The organism is Roseateles sp. L2-2 (assembly GCF_050613215.1).
Classification (GTDB): Bacteria; Pseudomonadota; Gammaproteobacteria; order Burkholderiales; family Burkholderiaceae_C; genus Roseateles; species Roseateles noduli.
Genome location: NZ_CP192509.1, coordinates 6,080,107 through 6,098,398 on the forward strand (window position 1 = coordinate 6,080,107; position 18,292 = coordinate 6,098,398).

The 18,292-nt window shown below is 70.5% G+C and carries 12 protein-coding genes; 9 read left to right on the plus strand and 3 right to left on the minus strand.

Features of this window, described 5'->3' with window-relative positions; all coding sequences use genetic code 11:
* The first annotated feature begins 145 nt into the window (after nucleotides 1–145).
* The 8 genes from ACQZ13_RS27120 (at nucleotide 146) to ACQZ13_RS27155 (ending at nucleotide 13,012) form a co-directional block, all read left to right on the plus strand.
* Nucleotides 146–4,267 carry a YhdP family protein gene (locus ACQZ13_RS27120; protein ID WP_431048939.1) on the plus strand — a complete coding sequence of 1,374 codons (4,122 nt, stop codon included), beginning with the start codon at nucleotides 146–148 and terminating at the stop codon, nucleotides 4,265–4,267.
* Entirely contained in the window at nucleotides 4,264–5,139 is an 876-nt protein-coding gene (locus ACQZ13_RS27125; protein WP_431048940.1) for a carbon-nitrogen hydrolase family protein, read from the plus strand. The genes ACQZ13_RS27120 and ACQZ13_RS27125 overlap by 4 nt, the downstream gene beginning before the upstream one ends.
* Before the next feature lie 89 nt (nucleotides 5,140–5,228).
* Complete coding sequence (locus tag ACQZ13_RS27130) at nucleotides 5,229–5,816, plus strand: hypothetical protein (RefSeq protein WP_431048941.1); 588 nt, start codon at nucleotides 5,229–5,231, stop codon at nucleotides 5,814–5,816.
* 354 nt (nucleotides 5,817–6,170) lie between these two features.
* The gene (locus tag ACQZ13_RS27135; RefSeq protein ID WP_431048942.1) at nucleotides 6,171–7,178 is read left to right on the plus strand and encodes a methionine ABC transporter ATP-binding protein; all 1,008 of its coding nucleotides are present in this window, start codon (nucleotides 6,171–6,173) and stop codon (nucleotides 7,176–7,178) included.
* Nucleotides 7,175–7,864 carry a methionine ABC transporter permease gene (locus ACQZ13_RS27140; RefSeq protein ID WP_431048943.1) on the plus strand — a complete coding sequence of 230 codons (690 nt, stop codon included), beginning with the start codon at nucleotides 7,175–7,177 and terminating at the stop codon, nucleotides 7,862–7,864. The genes ACQZ13_RS27135 and ACQZ13_RS27140 overlap by 4 nt, the downstream gene beginning before the upstream one ends.
* Nucleotides 7,865–7,938: 74 nt before the next feature.
* On the plus strand, nucleotides 7,939–8,721 hold the full coding sequence (locus ACQZ13_RS27145; protein ID WP_431048944.1) for a MetQ/NlpA family ABC transporter substrate-binding protein: 783 nt from the start codon (nucleotides 7,939–7,941) through the stop codon (nucleotides 8,719–8,721).
* Nucleotides 8,722–8,883: 162 nt separating this feature from the next.
* Nucleotides 8,884–12,015 carry an MHYT domain-containing protein gene (locus ACQZ13_RS27150; protein ID WP_431048946.1) on the plus strand — a complete coding sequence of 1,044 codons (3,132 nt, stop codon included), beginning with the start codon at nucleotides 8,884–8,886 and terminating at the stop codon, nucleotides 12,013–12,015.
* 4 nt (nucleotides 12,016–12,019) lie between these two features.
* Complete coding sequence (locus tag ACQZ13_RS27155) at nucleotides 12,020–13,012, plus strand: HD-GYP domain-containing protein (RefSeq protein WP_431048947.1); 993 nt, start codon at nucleotides 12,020–12,022, stop codon at nucleotides 13,010–13,012.
* Here ACQZ13_RS27155 and ACQZ13_RS27160 read toward each other — a convergent pair.
* Both ACQZ13_RS27160 and ACQZ13_RS27165 read right to left on the minus strand, forming a co-directional pair.
* Nucleotides 12,957–14,561, minus strand: coding sequence for a hypothetical protein (locus tag ACQZ13_RS27160; RefSeq protein WP_431048948.1), 1,605 nt, complete (start codon nucleotides 14,559–14,561; stop codon nucleotides 12,957–12,959). The two genes, ACQZ13_RS27155 and ACQZ13_RS27160, sit on opposite strands and share 56 nt — an antisense overlap.
* Nucleotides 14,558–15,733 carry a hypothetical protein gene (locus ACQZ13_RS27165; RefSeq protein ID WP_431048949.1) on the minus strand — a complete coding sequence of 392 codons (1,176 nt, stop codon included), beginning with the start codon at nucleotides 15,731–15,733 and terminating at the stop codon, nucleotides 14,558–14,560. Before ACQZ13_RS27165 ends, ACQZ13_RS27160 begins: the two co-directional genes overlap by 4 nt.
* 414 nt (nucleotides 15,734–16,147) lie before the next feature.
* On the opposite strand from ACQZ13_RS27165, the gene ACQZ13_RS27170 reads away from it, so the two are divergent.
* Nucleotides 16,148–17,395 carry a nucleoside recognition domain-containing protein gene (locus tag ACQZ13_RS27170; RefSeq protein WP_431048950.1) on the plus strand — a complete coding sequence of 416 codons (1,248 nt, stop codon included), beginning with the start codon at nucleotides 16,148–16,150 and terminating at the stop codon, nucleotides 17,393–17,395.
* A 60-nt stretch (nucleotides 17,396–17,455) separates the two neighbouring features.
* Here ACQZ13_RS27170 and ACQZ13_RS27175 read toward each other — a convergent pair whose 3' ends face one another.
* Nucleotides 17,456–18,280 (minus strand): LytR/AlgR family response regulator transcription factor, encoded by an 825-nt coding sequence (locus ACQZ13_RS27175; RefSeq protein WP_431048952.1) that lies wholly within the window; start codon nucleotides 18,278–18,280, stop codon nucleotides 17,456–17,458.
* Nucleotides 18,281–18,292: the final 12 nt, after the last annotated feature.

Genomic DNA, 18,292 nt, shown 5'->3' on the forward strand with positions numbered 1-18,292 from the left:
TCGCTGGCTCATGGCCGGAATGGCTGTGCTAGATTCGGCGACCGCCGTCCACCCTTACATGTCTTCGTCCGCCGCCACCAGTCCTGACTCCGGTTCCGCGGTCGCGAAACGACGCTGGTGGGCACGTTGCGCCCTCTGGCTCGGAGTGGCTTCGGCAGGGGTCTTCTCCCTGCTGATCGCGGCCTGGCTGGCATTGCACTGGGCGATTCTGCCCCACATCGACGACTGGCGACCCGAGCTCGAAAAGCAGGCCACCCAGGCATTGGGGGTACCCGTCAAGATCGGCGCCATCAGCGCCACCTCCTCGGGCTGGATCCCCAAGCTGGACCTGCGCGACGTCCGGGTGGTCGACGCCGCCGGCCACGAAGCCCTGCACCTGCCCCGCGTCAGCGCCGCGCTGTCGCCGCGCTCGCTGCTGGCCTTCGAGCTGCGCTTCTCCCAGCTGCTGCTGGACAGCCCCGAGCTGCTGCTGCGCCGCGACGCCAAGGGCCGGGTCTTCATCGCCGGGCTCAGCGTCGATGGTCCGTCCGACACGCAGGCGTCCGACGACGCCGCCGACTGGTTCTTCGAGCAGCACGAGTTCGTCATCCTGCACGGCCGCATCCGCTGGGTCGACGAGCTGCGCGCGGCGCCGCCGCTGGAACTCTTCGACCTGAACCTGGTGCTGCGCAACGGCCTGCGCCGCCACCGGCTGCGGCTGGACGCCACGCCGCCGGCCGGCTGGGGCGAGCGCTTCACGCTGCGCGGTGAATTCACGCAGTCGCTGCTCGACCGGCCGGGCGCGGTCCAGCGCTGGAGCGGCCAGCTCTTCGGCCACCTGCCGCGCACCGACGTCAGCGAGCTGCGCCGCTATGTGGACCTGCCCTTCGAACTCAACGAAGGCGACGGCGCGCTGCGCGCCTGGCTGGACGTGGACCGCGGCGAGCCGCGCAGCCTGACCCTGGACATGGGCCTGCGCGCCGTGAAGCTGCGCGTCGCGCCGGGACTGCCGGAGCTCGCGCTGGCCAAGATCGGCGGCCGGCTGGTGCTCAAGCAGACGCCGCAATCGCTGTCGCTGGAGGCCAAGGCGCTCGGTTTCCAGGCCGGCGACGGCCTCGACTGGCCGCGCTCGGACTGGGCGCTGGAGGTCAAGCGCGATCCCAAGACCGGCGCGCTGACCGGGGGCGATTTCCAGGCGCAGCAGTTGGACCTAACGCTGGGCGCCCAGATCCTCGCCCGGCTGCCGCTGGCCGAGCCGCAACGCCAGCTGATCGCCGACATGAAACCCGCCGGGCTGCTCAATGCGCTGCAGCTCCACTGGGACGGTCCGCTCGACGCGCCGCGCAGCTACCGCGCCAAGGGGCAGCTGCAGGGCCTGCACCTGACGGCCGCGACGCCGGAGCCGCCCGCGGATCCGGGCTCCGCGCCGCCGACCGGCCGGCCCGGCGTGAGCGGCGCCGACCTGCAGTTCGACGCCAACGAGCAGGGCGGCACCGCCACCCTCGCAATCAACAACGGCGAGGTCACCCTGCCCGGCGTCTTCGAAGAACCGTCCGTGCCGCTGAAGCAGGCCCAGGCGAACCTTCGCTGGCAGGCGCAACGGCCGGCGGCCCTGGCCGGCAAACGCGCGCCGCCCGCCACTCCCATCGTCGCGCCAGCCGCCAAGCCGGCCGCCGTCGGCCCGCTCGCGGCGGCCTCGATCGCCAGCGCGGCCTCCGCCCCGGACGAGCCCCGCACGCGCTGGTCGGTGCAGTTCAACGGCGTGCGCCTGGCCAACGACGACCTGCGCGCCGAGATCGACGGCGCCTGGCAGAGCGGCGAAGGCAAGCGTCCTCACGACGCCGGCAAGCTGGACCTCACCGGCCGCATCGAGGAGATCAAGGCGCCGCGCGTGCTGCGCTACCTGCCCGCCTCGATGGGCCACGAGGCACGGCGCTACGTCCGCGACGCGATCCGGGATGGCACCGTCCAGAAGATCCAGGTGCGGCTGCAGGGCGACCTGCTCGACTTCCCCTTCGATGCCCCGCGCAGCAAGGGCCAGTTCCGCGTCGCCGGGCAGGTCCGCAACCTGACGCTCGCCTACGTGCCCAGCCACCCGGCGGAGGACGACCATCCGGCGTTCCAGTCGCCGTGGCCGGTGATGGAGCAGCTGGACGCGGAACTGATCTTCGACCGCGCCTCGATGAGCATCCGCAACGCCAAGACGAAGCTGATGGGCGTCGAGGTGTTCAACGTCCAGGGCGCGATCGCCGACCTGTACCACCATGCCCCGGTGCTGGAGATCGACGGCCAGGCGCGCGGCGCGCTGGTCGACGGCCTGCGCTACGTGAAGAACTCGCCGGTCGCGGCGCTGACCAGCCACGTGCTGGACAACACGACCGCCACCGGCCCGCTGGCGCTGAAGCTCAACCTGCGCCTGCCGTTGATGCACATCGACGACACGACGGTGAAGGGCCTGGTCACGCTGACCGGCAACGACGTGCGCATCCGGCCCGACACCCCGATGCTCGGCCAGGCGAAGGCGCTGGTGAGCTTCGACCAGAAGGGCCTGCAGATCCGCAACGGCCAGGCGCGCGTGCTGGGCGGCGACGCGACCTTCGACGGCGGCAGCCAGCCCGACGGCGCGATGCGCTTCGCCGCGCTGGGCACGGTCACCGCCGACGCGCTGCGCAACGCGCCGGAGCTGGGCCTGCAGCAGGTCGCCTCCGTGATGACGGGCCAGACCTCGGTGCGTTTCGAGCTCGGCGTGGTCAAGGGCGGCCAGACCGAGATCACCGTCGCCAGCCCGATGCAGGGCATCGCGGTGAACCTGCCGGCACCGATGCGCAAGGCCGCGGACGAGACCTGGCCCCTGCGCATCGTCACGCGGGCCACGGCCGCGCCGGCCGGCACGCAGCGCGACGAGCTGCGCGTCGAGGCCGGCCCGGTGCAGGCGCTCTACCAGCGCGACGTGACGCACGAGGCCAAGGTCCTGCGCGGCGCGGTCGCCGTGCGCGAGAAGCTGCCCGAGCTGCCCGCGCAGGGCGTCGTCGCCCGCGCCACCTTCGACCAGTTCAATGCCGACGCCTGGCAGACTGCCCTGCCGGGACTGACCGGCGCGAAGGAAGGCGCGACGCTCGACAGCGCGACCGACGGCATGACCGAGGGCGGCTACGCGCCGTCGCAGCTCACCTTGAAGGCGCAGACGCTGCAGGTCGCCGGCCGCACGCTGAACGGCGTCACCGCCGGCATCTCGCACGACGCCGGTGCGGGCTGGCGCGTCTCGATGGACGCGCAGCAGCTCAGCGGCCTGATCGAAGTCCGCGCCGAGAAACCCAACCAGCCGGGCCGCGTCTACGCGCGCCTGTCCCGCCTGTCCGTGCCCCGCAGCGACGTGGACGGCGTCGAGCAGCTGCTCGACAAGCAGCCGCGGTCGGTGCCCACGCTGGACATCGTCGTCGAGGACTTCGAGCTGCGCGGCAAGCGGCTGGGCCGTCTCGAGATCGACGCCCAGCAGCAGAACGACGCGCGCGACTGGCGCCTGGGCCGACTGGTGCTGAAGAGCCCGGACGCCACGCTGAGCGCCTCCGGCAAATGGGCGCCCGAGCCGGGCAAGGCGCTGCGCCGCACCGAACTCGACTGGAAGCTGGACGTCGTGGACGCCGGCAAGCTGCTGGAGCGGCTCGGCCAGGGCCAGGTCTTGCGCGGCGGCAAGGGCGAACTCACCGGTCAGGTCGCCTGGCAGGGCTCGCCGCTGTCGCCGGACTACGCCAGCATGAGCGGCCAGTTGAGCGTCGTCATGGAGAAGGGCCAGTTCCTCAAGGCCGAGCCCGGCGTCGGGCGGCTGCTGGGCGTGCTGAGCCTGCAGTCCATCCCGCGGCGGCTGGTGCTGGACTTCCGGGACGTGTTCTCCGAGGGCTTCGCCTTCGACAACGTCACCGGCGACATCAAGATCGGCAAGGGCGTGGCGCGCAGCGACAACCTCCGCATGAAGGGTCTGCAGGCCGCGGTCCTGATGGAAGGCAGCGCCGACCTGGCCGCCGAGACCCAGGACCTGCACGTGCTCGTGCTGCCCGAGATCAACGCCGGCGGCGCCGCCCTCGCCTATGCGGCGGTCAACCCCGCCATCGGGCTGGGCGCCTTCCTGGCCCAGTGGCTGCTGCGCAAGCCGCTGGCCGCGGCCAGCAGCGAGGAATTCCGCGTCACCGGCACCTGGTCCGATCCGCGCATCGAGCAGCTGCAGCGCAAGGCCCAGCCGCAGGGCAGCTACAACGGCACGGCCGCCGCGCAAGGAGAGTCCGCCCCATGAGCACGTCATCCACGAAGGCCGGATCGCCGGTCACTGTCGCCGCGATCCAGATGGTGTCCGGCACCCGGCTGGAAGAGAACCTCGGACGCGCCCGCCACTGGATCGGCGAAGCCGCCCGGCAGGGCGCCGCGCTGGTCTCGCTGCCCGAGTACTTCTGCCTGATGGGCCACAAGGACACCGACAAGCTGCCCTTCGGCGAGCGGTACGGCGACCTCGACGCGCCCATCCAGGGCGCGCTCAGCCGCGCCGCGCGCGAGCACGGCGTGTGGATCCTCGGCGGCACCCTGCCGATGGCGATCGACGGCGCGACCCAGCCCGCGGAGCGCGTGCGCAACACCACCTGCGTCTTCGCGCCGGACGGCTCGCTCAGCGCGCGCTACGACAAGCTCCACCTCTTCTGCTACGACAACGGCCGCGAGCGCTATGACGAGGCCCGCGTGCTGGAGGCCGGCGAAGCGCCGGTGACCGTCGAGGCCGCGATCCCCGATGGACCCGCGCTGCGCGTGGGGCTGTCCATCTGCTACGACCTCCGCTTCCCGGAGCTGTACCGCGCGATGAGCTTCAGCGGCGAACGCCCGCTCGACCTCATCAGCGTCCCCGCGGCCTTCACCTTCACCACGGGTCAGGCCCACTGGGAGCTGCTGCTGCGCGCCCGCGCGGTGGAGAACCAGGCCTACGTCATCGCGGCCGCGCAAGGCGGCACGCATGAGAACGGCCGCCGCACCTGGGGCCACAGCATGATCGTCGACCCGTGGGGCGAGGTGCTGGCCTGCGTGCCCGAGGGCGAAGGACTGGCAGTCGCCAAGATCGACCCCGCGCGTATCGCGCAGGTGCGTGAGCAGTTGCCGGCGCTGCAGCATCGGCGGCTCTGAGCCTTGAACGGCGAGGCCCGAACACTGGGCCTCGAAAGCGGTCCACTTCGGGCGATCGATGCCCGGCTGGCGGAGGCAAGATGCCCGGCATGATCGACCGTCGTCCCGATTCCTCCCGTTCCGCGCTGGCCGTGCTGGCCGCCGCGGCGTGCGCCTGCGCGCTGCTGGCGGGATGCGGCACGCCGGCCCGGCCGCTGGAGTCCTCGATCACGGACATGGAGTCGCTGCAGCTGCGCTCGTGGCTCAGCCCGCAGTTGCGGCGCAACATCGACCTGCTGCCGGTCACCGGCGGCCAGGAAACCTCGATGTGGTGGGGCAGCCGGATCAATGCGATGACGCTGAACCAGACCTACCAGGAGTCGTTCCGGCGCCTGGGGTTGATGCCGGACGTGCCCGACACGGGCCGCTACCAGCTGAAGGTCGAGGTCCTGGCGCTGGCGCAGCCCAACGTGCCGGTGCTGCCCGAGGTCGCCCTCTCCATCCGCTACACGCTGACGGAGCGGGCCGCCGGCGGCGGCAAGGTGCTCTATCAGCGCACGCTGCGCACGACGCAGAAGGCCGGCATCGACGACAGCCTGAATCCGAGCGAGCAACTGCGCATCGCCACGGAATCCGCGCTGCGCAACAACATTGCGGACCTGGTCCGCGAGCTCGCTTCGCTCGCTCTGCCCGCTTAAGCAGTCCTCGCTCTCTGGCTCCCTCTCCCGCTTGCGGGAGAGGGCAGGGGTGAGGGCCAGCAGCCTCACGCAAGAACTGACCCTTGCCTGGGTGGAGATGTCGTTGACTGCCACGTCCGCTGGCCCTCACCCCCACCCTCTCCCGCAAGCGGGAGAGGGAGTCCGACCGGGGTTCGGCGTGGAGAAGGCGCGCTTGTCGTTATTCGAATTCAGCAGATTCCCCACCCCGGCATATGCATATAAGCATTGATTGCTTGCCAAACGCCGGGTAATCCCTAAGCATCACGGTTTCCGCACCAAAGAGGCGCACGACGGCAACGGGAGTCACCTGCCGCTAGCGTCCTTCTTCTTCCCGTGATCGAACTTCAAAGCTTGCACAAATCGTATGACGTCGAGGGTCGCCGTGTTCCGGCGCTCCAGGGCGTGGATCTGACGATCGAATCGGGTGAGGTGTTCGGGATCATCGGCGCGTCGGGGGCTGGCAAGAGCACCCTGCTGCGGGTGATCAACCTGCTGGAGCGACCGGACAGTGGCCAGGTCGTCGTCGCCGGCCAGGACCTGCAGACGCTGGACGCCGCCCGCTTGCGCGCCGCCCGTCAGAAGATCGCGATGATCTTCCAGCACTTCAATCTGCTGAGCTCGCGCACCGTGGCGCAGAACGTCGCGTGGCCGCTGCGCATCGCCGGTTGGGATGCCGCACGGATCGCCCCGCGCGTGCAGGCGCTGCTGGCCCGGGTGGGCCTCGCTGACCAGGCCGACAAGTACCCCGCGCAGTTGTCGGGCGGACAGAAGCAGCGCGTCGGCATCGCCCGCGCGCTGGCGCTGGACCCGCAGGTGCTGCTGTGCGACGAGGCCACCAGCGCGCTCGACCCTGAGACCACGCGCTCGATCCTCGACCTGCTGGCTGAACTCAACGACGAACTGAAGCTGACCATCGTCCTCATCACCCACGAGATGGACGTGGTGCGCCGCGTCTGCGACCGCGTCGCGGTGCTCGAAGCCGGCCGCATCGTCGAGCAGGGCCCGGTCGCGCAGGTCTTCCTCCACCCGCGTTCGGGCACGGCCAGGCGCTTCGTCCTTGCCTCCGAACATGTCGACGAAGGCGAGCAGCGCGACGACTACGCGCATGTCGCGGGCAGCCTCTGGCGGCTGACCTTCTTCGGCGAACGCACCTACGAACCGCTGCTGGGCGAAGTCGCCCGCCATGCGAATCTGGACTTCGGCATCCTGGCCGGCCGCATCGACCGCATCAAGAAGCAGCCCTACGGGCAGTTGACGATCGCCGTCAGCGGCGGCGACCGCGCCGCCGCGCGCCAGTTGCTGGCCGACCGCGGCGTCCAGGTCGAGGAGCTGCGCGCATGAGCCTCGCCGCCACCCCTTCCCTGCTGGACACGCTCCGCGCCATCGACTGGCCGGAGATCGCCACCGCCGGCGGCGACACGCTGCTGATGCTGGGCGGCTCGCTGCTGTTCACCGCGCTGCTCGGCCTGCCGCTGGGCATCGCGCTCTACCTCTTCGACCGCGACCGGCTGGTGGCCTCGCCGAAGGTGTACACGCTGCTGTCCCTCGTCGTGAACGTGCTGCGCTCGCTGCCCTTCGTCATCCTGCTGATCGTGCTGATCCCGTTCACGCTGCTGGTCACGGGCACCTCGCTGGGCGTGGCCGGCGCGATCCCGCCGCTGGTCGTCGGCGCGACGCCCTTCCTGGCACGCCTCGTCGAGACCGCGCTGCGCGGCGTCGACCGCGGCATCGTCGAGGCCGGTCTCTCCATGGGCGCCAGCACCCGCCAGATCGTCTGGCAGGGCCTGCTGCCCGAAGCGCTGCCGGGCATCGTCTCCGCGCTGACCGTCACCGCGATCACGCTGGTCGGCTACACCGCGATGTCCGGCGTCATCGGCGGCGGCGGCCTCGGCGACCTGGCCATCCGCTTCGGCTACCAGCGCTTCCAGACCGAGGTCATGGTCGTGACCGTCGTGCTGCTGCTCGTCCTCGTCCAACTGCTGCAGATGTTCGGAGACTGGCTCGTCGCCCGCGTCTCCCATCGCTGAACCCCGCCTCCCCCTTTCATCGCCGGACGCCCCAAGCAGGCAGCCGGCACCGTCCCTCAGAGGAGTTTGTCCCCATGAAGAAGCTGTTCACCGCCGCCGTCGCGGCCCTGTCGCTGGCGGCCGCCGGCACCGCCGCCGCCGAGAAGCTGACCGTCGCCGCCACCGCGGTGCCGCACGCCGAGATCCTCAACCTGGTCAAGCCGGAACTGGCCAAGCAGGGCGTGGAGCTGGAGGTCAAGGTCTTCACCGACTACGTCCAGCCCAACGTGCAGGTCGCCGAGAAGCGCCTGGACGCCAACTTCTTCCAGCACAAGCCCTACCTGAACGAGTTCAACAAGGGCAAGGGCACGCACCTGGTCGCCGTCGCGGCGGTGCACGTGGAGCCCTTCGGCGCCTACTCGACCAAGCACAAGACCCTGGCCGCGCTGCCCGAGGGCGGCACCGTCGCCATCCCCAACGACCCGACCAACGGCGGCCGCGCGCTGCTGCTGCTGGACAAGGCCGGCGTGATCAAGCTCAAGGACAAGGCCAACATCCTGTCCACGACCAAGGACATCGCCGACAACCCGAAGAAGCTGAAGTTCCGCGAGATCGAAGCCGCCACACTGCCGCGCATCCTGCCGCAGGTCGACCTGGCGCTGATCAACACGAACTACGCGCTGGAAGCGAAGCTGAATCCGTCCAAGGATGCGCTCGCGATCGAAGGCGGCGAGTCCCCCTACGCCAACTGGCTGGTCACGCGTGACGACAACCAGAACGCCCCGGCCGTGAAGAAGCTGGCCGCCGCGCTGCAGTCCGACGCCGTCAAGCGCTTCATCCAGACCCAGTACAAGGGCGCAGTCGTTCCCGCGTTCTGAGAACGAAACCGACCGCCAGGTCGGCTGGGACATCAGCCGGTTTGGGCGATATCCGCCAATCAGCGCCCCGCACACGCGGGGCGCTTTCATTTGCGGGCGGGATGCCGCGCATTTGTGCCGTATGGCGAACCACGCTTCTTGGCACCATGGCGGACTCCTCCCATGCCCTGGTCCTGCGCCCGCGCGCGCGTGCAAGACCTGCCCCTCCCAGTGCCCGAACTCTCCGCGGTCCTGCCGCAGTTCTTCCTGTTCCGAGACGGCGCCCCGACGCTGCTGCTCACCGGCCGGTACGACTGGCCGCTGGTGCTGCTGTCGCTGGTCGTCGCCTCGCTGACCTCGGCGCTGGCGCTGCAGGTCGCGGGCATGGCCAAGCCGGCCAAGGGCTGGCGCCGCCAGCTGATGCTCGCCACCGGCGCGCTCGCGCTGGGCGGCGGCATCTGGTCGATGCACTTCATCGGCATGCTGGCCTTCCAGCTCTGCGCGCAGATCGCCTTCGACGCCCACATCACCGCGCTGTCCATGGTGCCGGCGCTGATCGCCTCCTGGGTCGCGCTGGCGCTGCTGGCCCGTCATCAGCTCGAGACCTGGCGCCTGATCGTCGGCGGCGTGCTGGTCGGCGCCGGCATCGGCGCGATGCACTACATGGGCATGGCGGCGATGGAGATGACCGTCGCCCTGCGCTACGACCCGGTCTGGTTTGGCGCCTCCATCGTCGTGGCGGTGCTGCTGGCGATGCTGGCCCTGTGGATCCGCTTCGGCCTGGCCGGCAGGATTCCCCGCCACTGGGCCATCGCGCTCGGCGGCGTCGTGATGGGCTGCGCCATCGCCGGCATGCATTACACGGCGATGGGCGCGGCGCGCTTCGTCGGCCTGGGAGACGGCCCCTGCAACAGCAGCATCGAGAACGCCGGCTGGCTCGCGCTCGCCGTGACGGTGATGGCGCTGGCGATCAGCGCGATCACCGCGGGCGCCAACGGCCTGCTGGCGCTGCGCCGGCTCAACACCGACCTGATGGACGAGCGCCGCCGCATGCTCACGATGGAGCAGGCCCTGCGCGACAGCGAGACCAAGTACCGCACCGTCATCGCCAACAGCCCGGGGGTGACCTTCCGCTGCCGCATGGACGAGAACTGGTCGATGCTGCTGATCAACGACGCCGTCGAGGAACTGACCGGCTGGACCGCGCAGGACTTCCTGGACGGCCGCCAGCACTTCGCCGCGCTGATCCACCGCCATGACCAGGAGCGCGTGAACGCCGCTGTCGAGACCGCCGTCGCCGCCGACGCGGCCTATTCGATCGAGTACCGCGTCCACACCCGCGAGGCCGGCGAGCGCTGGGTCTCCGAGCGCGGCCGCGCGGTGCGCGACGCGCGCGGCGCGCCGCAGTGGATCGACGGCGTGATCCTGGACATCACCGAACCCAAGCGCCTGCAGCGCCAGCTGGAGGAAGCCAAGGAACGCGCCGAATCCGCCGCCGCCGCCAAGAGCGCCTTCCTGGCCAACATGAGCCACGAGATCCGCACGCCGATGAACGCCATCCTGGGCTTCACCGAGCTGCTGCTGGACACCACGCTGACCGAATCGCAGCGCCGCCACCTGACGACGGTGCGGGGCTCGGCGCGCTCGCTGCTCTCGCTGCTCAACGACATCCTGGACACCGCCAAGCTCGACAAGGGCGCGATGGAGCTGGAGGTCGTCGACTTCTCGCTGCGCACCGTGTGCGAGCAGGCGCTGAACTCACTGCGGCTGCTGGCCCAGCGCAAGAACCTGGCGCTGTACCTCGACTACCCGAGCGCCGAGCCGCGCTTCTTCAAGGGCGACCCGCTGCGCGTGCAGCAGGTGCTGCTGAACCTGGTCGGCAATGCCATCAAGTTCACCGAGCGCGGCCTGGTCACGCTGCGCATGCGCGTGGAAGGCGGGCAGATCCATCTGGCCGTCATCGACACCGGCATCGGCATCGCCGCTGACCGGCTGGACCGCATCTTCGACGCCTTCGCGCAGGCCGACGCCTCGACCACGCGCCGCTTCGGCGGCACCGGCCTGGGCACGACGATCTCGCGCCAGCTGGTCGAGCGCATGGGCGGCCGCATCACCGTCGAGAGCGAAGTCGACCAGGGCAGCACCTTCCACGTCTGGCTGCCGCTGGCCGCGGGCGACGCCGCGCGCGCCGAAGCCGACGCGACCGAGGTCGCCGTCACGCTGCCGCCGCTGCGGCTGCTGGTGGCCGACGACGTCGCGCAGAACGGCGAGCTGCTGCAGATCATCCTCGGCCGCGAGGGGCATCAGGTCACCTTGGCCTCCGACGGACTGCAGGCGCTGAAGGCCTTCTCCGACGAACGCTTCGACGCCGTCCTGATGGACGTCCACATGCCGGGGCTGGACGGCCTGGGCGCGACACGCCGGATCCGGAATTTCGAGCACGCGCAGGGACGCGGCCACACGCCCGTCGTCGCGCTGACGGCCAGCGTGCTGGAGGAAGACCGCCAGGCGGCACTGGCCGCCGGCATGGACGGCTTCGCGGTCAAGCCGGTGGAGCCGGCGCGGCTGTTCGCCGAGATCGCCCGCGTGCTGGGCCTGACGCCGGGACGCTCGCCGGCCTCGGCCGGTCCGGTGCCGGCGACGCGCCACGCCAACGATGCCCGCATCGCCGATGCGGCCAGGGGTCCGTTGGACTGGCAGCAGGGTCTGCGCCTGTGGGGCAGCGTCACCGCGTGGCAGCGCGGCCTGCGCCGCTTCGCCGAGGAACAGCGCGAAGGCGTCGCGCGGCTGCATCAGCTGACGCACAGCCGGCAATGGATCGAGATGCGCGGTCTGGTGCACCGCTGGCGCGGCGTGGCGGGCAGCCTGGCGATGCCCGGACTGCTCGCGGCGGCACAGCCGGTCGAGACGGCCCTGCGCCTGGGCAAGCAGGAGGACCTGATGGCGCTGGTGGACACGCTCGCGCTGGCGCTGCAGGACACGCTGGACGCGGTCGCGGAACTGGACGGCACGCCGTCCGGCTTCGCGGCGAGCGCGTCCATGCCGTTGGCGGAGCCGTCCGCCACGGCGGTCGCCGTGGCGCAGGACCTGCGCGAAAAGAAGACGCTGATCGACCGCCTGGCCGCGGCGCTCAAGCGCAGCGAGCTCGACGACGAATCGCTGGCCGCGCTGCGCGCCGCTTTCGGCGTCGACCGCATCGCCCCGCTGGCGCAGGCGCTGGACGATTTCGATTTCGACGCGGCACTGCTGCTGCTGCAGTCGCTGCGCACGCAGCTGAGCACCGCTTCCCAGGCGGCCTCCGGTGCGCGAGGATGACGCCGTGACCGCCGACCACCGCCCCAAGCTGCTGCTCGTCGACGACGAGCCCGCCAACCTGCAGGTGCTGCGGCATGTGCTGCAGGACGACTACCGGCTGCTGTTCGCGCGCGACGGGCAGAAGGCGCTCGAACTGGCGAAGACCGAGGCGCCGCAGCTGATCCTGCTCGACATCATGATGCCGGGCATGTCCGGCCTCGACGTCTGCCGGGTGCTGAAGTCGCAGCCGGCGACCAGGCGCACGCCGGTGATCTTCGTCACCGCGCTGGCGGACTCGCGCGACGAGACCGAAGGCTTCGAGGCGGGCGCGGTCGACTACATCGCCAAGCCGGTGAGCCCGCCGGTCGTGCGGGCGCGGGTGCGTACCCACCTCTCGCTGGTGCGCGCCGACGAGCTGCGCGAGACGCGGCTGCAGATCGTGCAGCGGCTGGGCCGCGCGGCCGAGTACAAGGACAACGAGACCGGCTGGCACGTCGTGCGCATGAGCCACTACGCGCAGCTCCTGGCGCTGGCGGCCGGCTGGACCGACCAGGAGGCCGACGACCTGCTGCATGCCGCGCCCATGCACGACGTCGGCAAGCTCGGCATCCCCGACGCCATCCTGCAGAAGCCGGGTCCGCTGACCGAGGCCGAATGGACGGTGATGCGCCGCCACCCGGCCATCGGCGCCGAGATCCTCGGCGACCAGACCACCGGGCTGCTGGGTCTGGCGCGCCGCGTCGCGCTGGGTCACCACGAGAAGTGGGACGGCAGCGGCTATCCGGAAGGACTGGCCGGCGAGGCGATTCCGCAGGAAGCCCGCATCGTCGCCATCGCCGACGTCTTCGACGCGCTGACCAGCATCCGGCCCTACAAGCCGGCGTGGCCGATCGAGCAGGCGGTGGAACACCTGCGCGCGCAGGCCGGCCGGCACTTCGATCCGGCGCTGGTCGAGCAGTTCATCAGCGTGCTGCCTCAGGTGCTGGAAGTGCGGGACCGGTTCCTGGAAGAGGGCTGAGCGGGGCCATCGGAGCAGCCGGCGGGACCGTGGCGGCGGGCACGATGGTGCCGGCAGTCGACGCCGGTGTCCAATCGGCGAAGGGGTTCTTCCGGACCTTCAGGTCCGTGCCTTCGTAAGTCCAATGCGCATCGCTGGCGCCGGCGGACGGCAACACCGGCGCCCGGCCGTCCCTGTCATGCGCCTTCAGACGGAAGTACTCCACCTGCCGCGTGATGCCGTTGAAGCGGACGTATCGCTTCCCGATCGGCGGGTCCAGTTCCTCCACCCGCCAGACGCGCAGCGGCGCGAGGACCTCCCGGCTGGCCGGCAGTTCCGTGCCGAGGTACTCCCAGTGCTCGTTGTCGTGTCCATCGGTGGGAAAGGGCGCCGCATGGCCGTCGGCGCTCGCGGCCACCCGCCGGAAGAACTCGATCCGCCCGCTGTGGGGATTGTCGTAGTAGCTCACCTTGCCGACGAAGGACGGCGATTGCTGCTCGAGCAGCCGTGAAGCCAGCGCGCGTGCGTCCTCCCTCAAGCCTTGATCCAGCAAGGCGCGGTAGATGGCCGGCCAGAACGCGCTCAGCCGCCAGTGCACGCCCGACGGGTCCGTGACGACGCCGACCAGTCGCGACAGCGTCCCCCTTGACGCCATCAGGCCCACGCCGCGCGCGAGGGTGCCGAACGGATGCTTCAATCTCCGCTCGTCCAGCAGCGCCTGCCGGGCCGTCTCGCTCCAGAGGCGGGTGATGCCGTCGGCGGCATCGCCCACGGTCGTCAGGACCAGGTCGTCCAAGACGGCATCCGGGACGACATGCCCATTCATCCTGGAGCGCAGCAGCCGGCCAAGGATATCGGGACCCGGGCCGTCGTCGGGCAGGACCCCATCGCCGGACAAGTCGAATCTCCCGGGCTCCGCCGCCCGCAAGGCGCTGACCGAACGGTAGACCAACCGCCGCTCCGCGGTCGCAAGACGGTCGGGCATCGCAGGCGGACGCACGTAGTGGCCCTCCATTTCCGTCGCCCGAGGCGGAGCGACGTCGTCAGCCCCGATGGACGGCGAGGGCACGTGGCCGCTGAGCCAGGCCGGATTCACGGCGCGGTCCCGGACCAGCTCGGCTTCCTCCCGATAGGTCGGGAGAGGGCCCGTGGCGAAAGTGCCCGGACCCGGCAGGCCGGAGGGCGGCGCATCCAGCAGGAACAACGCCAAGGGCCGTCCGGACAGCCTCGTCGCCTCTGCGGCGGTCACGCCACGTCGCGGCCGGTCGGTCAACAGCCGTCCGGTCAGGTGCTCACCGGTCGACCGTTGCTGCATGGTGTGCCGTTGCCGACCGACATCGCCCTGACAGTCGTAGGTCGTCACTGCCACGCGGGAGGTGATGAGCGTGGCCGAACATCGCTCGTCGCCGAGCAGCCAGTAGGGCAGCGCGGCGGTTGGCGTCCGCCAGGCGCCCCCGCCAAGGGGCGTGGCGATGGCGCCCGTGCCCCAGGCCAGCAACAGCGCGGCGATGAGCGGACGCGCCGTCGCGCGGGACCTCCCGCGTGCGGCCTCGGTGCTGCGCGCGTTCATGACGCCCTCCCACCCTCGACGGCAGGCTTGGCGGCCTTGCCCGCCGCCTTCGCGGCCGTGCGATCCTTGGCCTGCCTCTCCATCACCTCCGCGCGGGACGGAAGATCGGTCCCGAGGAACTCCCACCAGTCGTCGCCCTGCCCGTGCGACGGTCGTGCCGGATAGGTGCCGTCGGCGTCGACCCGACGCAGCCGGAAGAATTCGACGTCGTTCGTCGACGGATTGGCCAGTGCGTAGAACTGCCCAGGCTTGCCGGTACGCGCCTCGTCGAAGGCCTTGAGGTTCAACACCTGCGCGGCCACCTGGGCCGCATCCTCCCGCCATCCCTGCTCGATCATCGCCCGGTAGATCGCGGGCCAGTGGGCGCTCAACCGCATGTGCAGCAGGCCATCGCCGCCGGTCAGCCCGACCAGCTTGCCGTCCAGCGCCAGATCGCCGGCCGGGCGGGCGGTGGCCAGCAGCCCGCTGCCTTCGTCGCCGGACTGGAACGGCGAGCTCATCTGCCCCCAACCCGGCATCGGGGGCGGGCGGCGGCGATGGGTCATCCCATCCGTGATCGTTCCGGCCAAGGGGATCAGCAGCGCGTCGGCCGAGGGGTCGTTCCACCCCCGCAGCGCGTGTTGCACCCGCTCCCCCAACAGGTCGTCCCAGGGCACGTCGAGGCCCGAACGCTGGAAGCGTCCCCGCTCGGTCGACTTCAGGCGCGCGAGGGATCGATAGGTGAGCGGCAACCGCTGGTTGTCGAAGCTGCGATCCCGCGCGCCTACGCCGTGGACCCAGGCGTAGCCGTCGACGCGCGAGGTGGCAAAGGCATAGAGCCGGCGACCCTGCTCACGCGTGGCTCCGGGTTTCGGATCCTTGAGCAGTCCCGCCTCCTGGACATAGCTCGCTATCGGGGCGCCTTTCGTGCCGGTGTCCGACGACGCACGCAATTCGATCAGCGCCAGGCCGCTGGGCGGCAGCTCCGACAGCTGGGCGTGCATCACCACCTGCCCGGGGAACGTCGTCCCGGTACGGCGCTGCGTGAAGCTCAGCGCGGCGCCACCGACCGGGAACTTCGCCCGATCGGCGCATCGGCTCGTCGTCAATGCGATGCGCGAAGTGATGAGGGTCGCGGAACAGTCTTCGACGCCGAAGGCCCAGGAGGCCATCCGGTGCTCGGACTGCGGCATGGCGGCCGCCCATGCGGGGACGCTCAGCGCGGCAGCCGCGAGCCAGCGTCGGCCGTTGCGGCAGGCAACGCGCGCAGCCGGGCCGGGGCGCGTGTCGGAAGAGGAACTCAGGATGCAAGTCATCGGTAGCACTCCAACCCCTCCGGACCGGAAGGGCGAGGCCATTCTTCGAAAGCGCGGCCTGGTGCTCAATGACCCCGACGAGGGCTGCCGCGGCCCGGCAGCCACTCGCATCGGGCGTCCCGCTCCCGGTCCGGGTCGTTGCATGCGCGTGCGGGCCCGCGTCGTCCGTGACGCGCACGGCAAGCTCAGGGTGCCGAGGCGATCGCGGTTATGACCTGCCCCCACAAGGTGATGCTCGCAATCCCGCAGCCTCGCGGCCCGGGAGGCGCGGGACCGGAATAATCCGCCCCCATGGTGCTCAACTTCATCTGGATCGGGTTCTTCCTGATCGGCTTCGCGGTCGCGCTGGCGCGGCTGGTCCAGGGCGACCTGACCATCTTCACGCAGGTGCTCACCGGCATCTTCGACACGGCCAAGACCGGCTTCGACATCTCGCTGGGCCTGGTCGGCGTGATGAGCCTGTGGCTGGGCCTGATGAAGGTGGGCGAGAACGCCGGCGTGATCCAGCTGTTCGCGCGCGCGATGGGGCCGTTCTTCGGCCGCATCTTCCCGGAGGTGCCGCGCGGGCACCCGGCGGGCGGCTCGATGGTCATGAACTTCTCGGCCAACATGCTCGGGCTGGACAACGCCGCCACGCCGCTGGGCCTGAAGGCGATGAAGGAGCTGCAGGAACTCAACCCGCAGAAGGACACCGCCAGCAACGCGATGATCATGTTCCTGGTGCTGAACACCGCGGGCATCACACTGATCCCGACCTCGGTGATCGCGATACGCCAGGCGATGGCGGTGGACCAGGGCCTGGTGGGCTTCAACGCGGCGGACATCTTCCTGCCCACGCTGGTGGCGACCTTCATCTCCTTCATGTCGGGGCTGATCGCGGTGGCCTGGGTGCAGCGCATCAACCTGTTCAGCGCGCCGGTGCTGGTCTTCGTCGGCGGCTTCATCGCGATCATGGCGGCCGTCTTCGGCTGGCTGCACAGCTACCCGCCGGAGGTGATGTCGCAGTACATCGGCCTGCTGGGCAGCGGCGTGATCCTGAGCATCATCGCGATGTTCATCGCCGTCGGCGCGTGGCGCCGCATCAACGTCTACGAGTCCTTCGTCGAAGGCGCCAAGGAAGGCTTCGGCGTCGCGGTCCAGATCATTCCCTACCTGATCGCGATCCTGGTGGCGATCTCGGTGTTCCGCACGACGGGCTGCATGGAGTTCGTCGTGAGGGGCATCGCCGCCGGCGTGGCGGCGCTGGGACTGCCGACGGACTTCGTGCCGGCGCTGCCGGTCGGGCTGATGAAGACGCTGTCGGGCAGCGGCGCGCGCGGGCTGATGGTGGACGTGCTCAAGACCTACGGCGTCGACAGCTTCGAGGGCAAGCTCGCCGCCATCATCCAGGGCTCGACCGAGACCACCTTCTACGTGCTGGCCGTCTACTTCGGCAGCGTCAACATCAAGAAGACCCGCTACGCGCTGACCTGCGGGCTGCTGGCCGACGTCGTCGGCCTGGTCGGCGCGATCCTGGTGGGGTACTGGTTCTTCAAGTGACGCACGCGGCGCCATGCGACGCCACGCGGCGGGACGCGGGCAGCCGAGTCGCAGGCCGCGTCACATCGCCTTGAACAGATGCACGTAGGCCCGACTCACGGGCAGCTCGCTCGCATGCCCGCGCACGCGCACGAACAATCGGCTCAGTTCGTCGCGGCGTGTGCCCGAGACGTGGTCCAGGTTCACGATCGTCGAGCGGTGCACCTGCCAGAAGCGCTCGCCGTCGAGCTGCGCGGCCAGCTCGTGGATGGACGTGCGGATGAGGTACTCCGTGGTCGCGGTCTGGACGCAGGTGTACTTGTCGTCGGCACGGAAGAAGAGCACCTCGTCGACGGGGATCTGGTGCATCAGGTCGCCCTGCGTCGCGCGCACCCAGCGCAGCGGCCCCGTCGGTCTTGCCGCCGTGCCGCCCGGCGCGTGCAGCCGCTGCAGCGCGGCGAGCAGCCGCGCGTCCACCTCGTCGCCTGCGCCCTCGCCCTGTCCGTCGCCATCGGCCGCGCTCGACGCACGCTTCGCCAGCGCGCGGCGGATCCGGTCGACCGTGCGCGCGAGCCGTTCCGCCTCGACCGGCTTGAGCACGTAGTCGATCGCCTCCTGCTCGAAGGCCTGCACCGCGTACTGGTCGTAGGCGGTGACGAAAACGACGCGTGTCGCGCCCTCGATGCCTTCGGCGACTTCGAGCCCCGTCAGGCCCGGCATCTGGATGTCCAGGAAGGCCAGGTCCGGCTGCAGCGCGGCGATCTGCTCGGCGGCCTCCACGCCGTTGCGGGCGATGTGGACGATCTCAAGTTCCGGCCACGCGGCGCTCAGCTGCGCCGCGAGGGCGCGGGCGAGGTGCGGTTCGTCGTCGGCGATCAGCGCGGTGAATGCGGCGGGTGCGGTCATGGTCGTTGACTG

Bases quoted from the DNA above. Each gene is read 5' to 3' on its own strand.
- ACQZ13_RS27175 (WP_431048952.1), bottom strand. From the start codon at position 18,280: ATGACCGCACCCGCCGCATTCACCGCGCTGATCGCCGACGACGAACCG.
- ACQZ13_RS27170 (WP_431048950.1), top strand. From the start codon at position 16,148: ATGGTGCTCAACTTCATCTGGATCGGGTTCTTCCTGATCGGCTTCGCG.
- ACQZ13_RS27125 (WP_431048940.1), top strand. From the start codon at position 4,264: ATGAGCACGTCATCCACGAAGGCCGGATCGCCGGTCACTGTCGCCGCG.
- ACQZ13_RS27165 (WP_431048949.1), bottom strand. From the start codon at position 15,733: ATGCCGCAGTCCGAGCACCGGATGGCCTCCTGGGCCTTCGGCGTCGAA.
- ACQZ13_RS27160 (WP_431048948.1), bottom strand. From the start codon at position 14,561: ATGAACGCGCGCAGCACCGAGGCCGCACGCGGGAGGTCCCGCGCGACG.
- ACQZ13_RS27130 (WP_431048941.1), top strand. From the start codon at position 5,229: ATGATCGACCGTCGTCCCGATTCCTCCCGTTCCGCGCTGGCCGTGCTG.
- ACQZ13_RS27145 (WP_431048944.1), top strand. From the start codon at position 7,939: ATGAAGAAGCTGTTCACCGCCGCCGTCGCGGCCCTGTCGCTGGCGGCC.
- ACQZ13_RS27140 (WP_431048943.1), top strand. From the start codon at position 7,175: ATGAGCCTCGCCGCCACCCCTTCCCTGCTGGACACGCTCCGCGCCATC.
- ACQZ13_RS27150 (WP_431048946.1), top strand. From the start codon at position 8,884: ATGCCCTGGTCCTGCGCCCGCGCGCGCGTGCAAGACCTGCCCCTCCCA.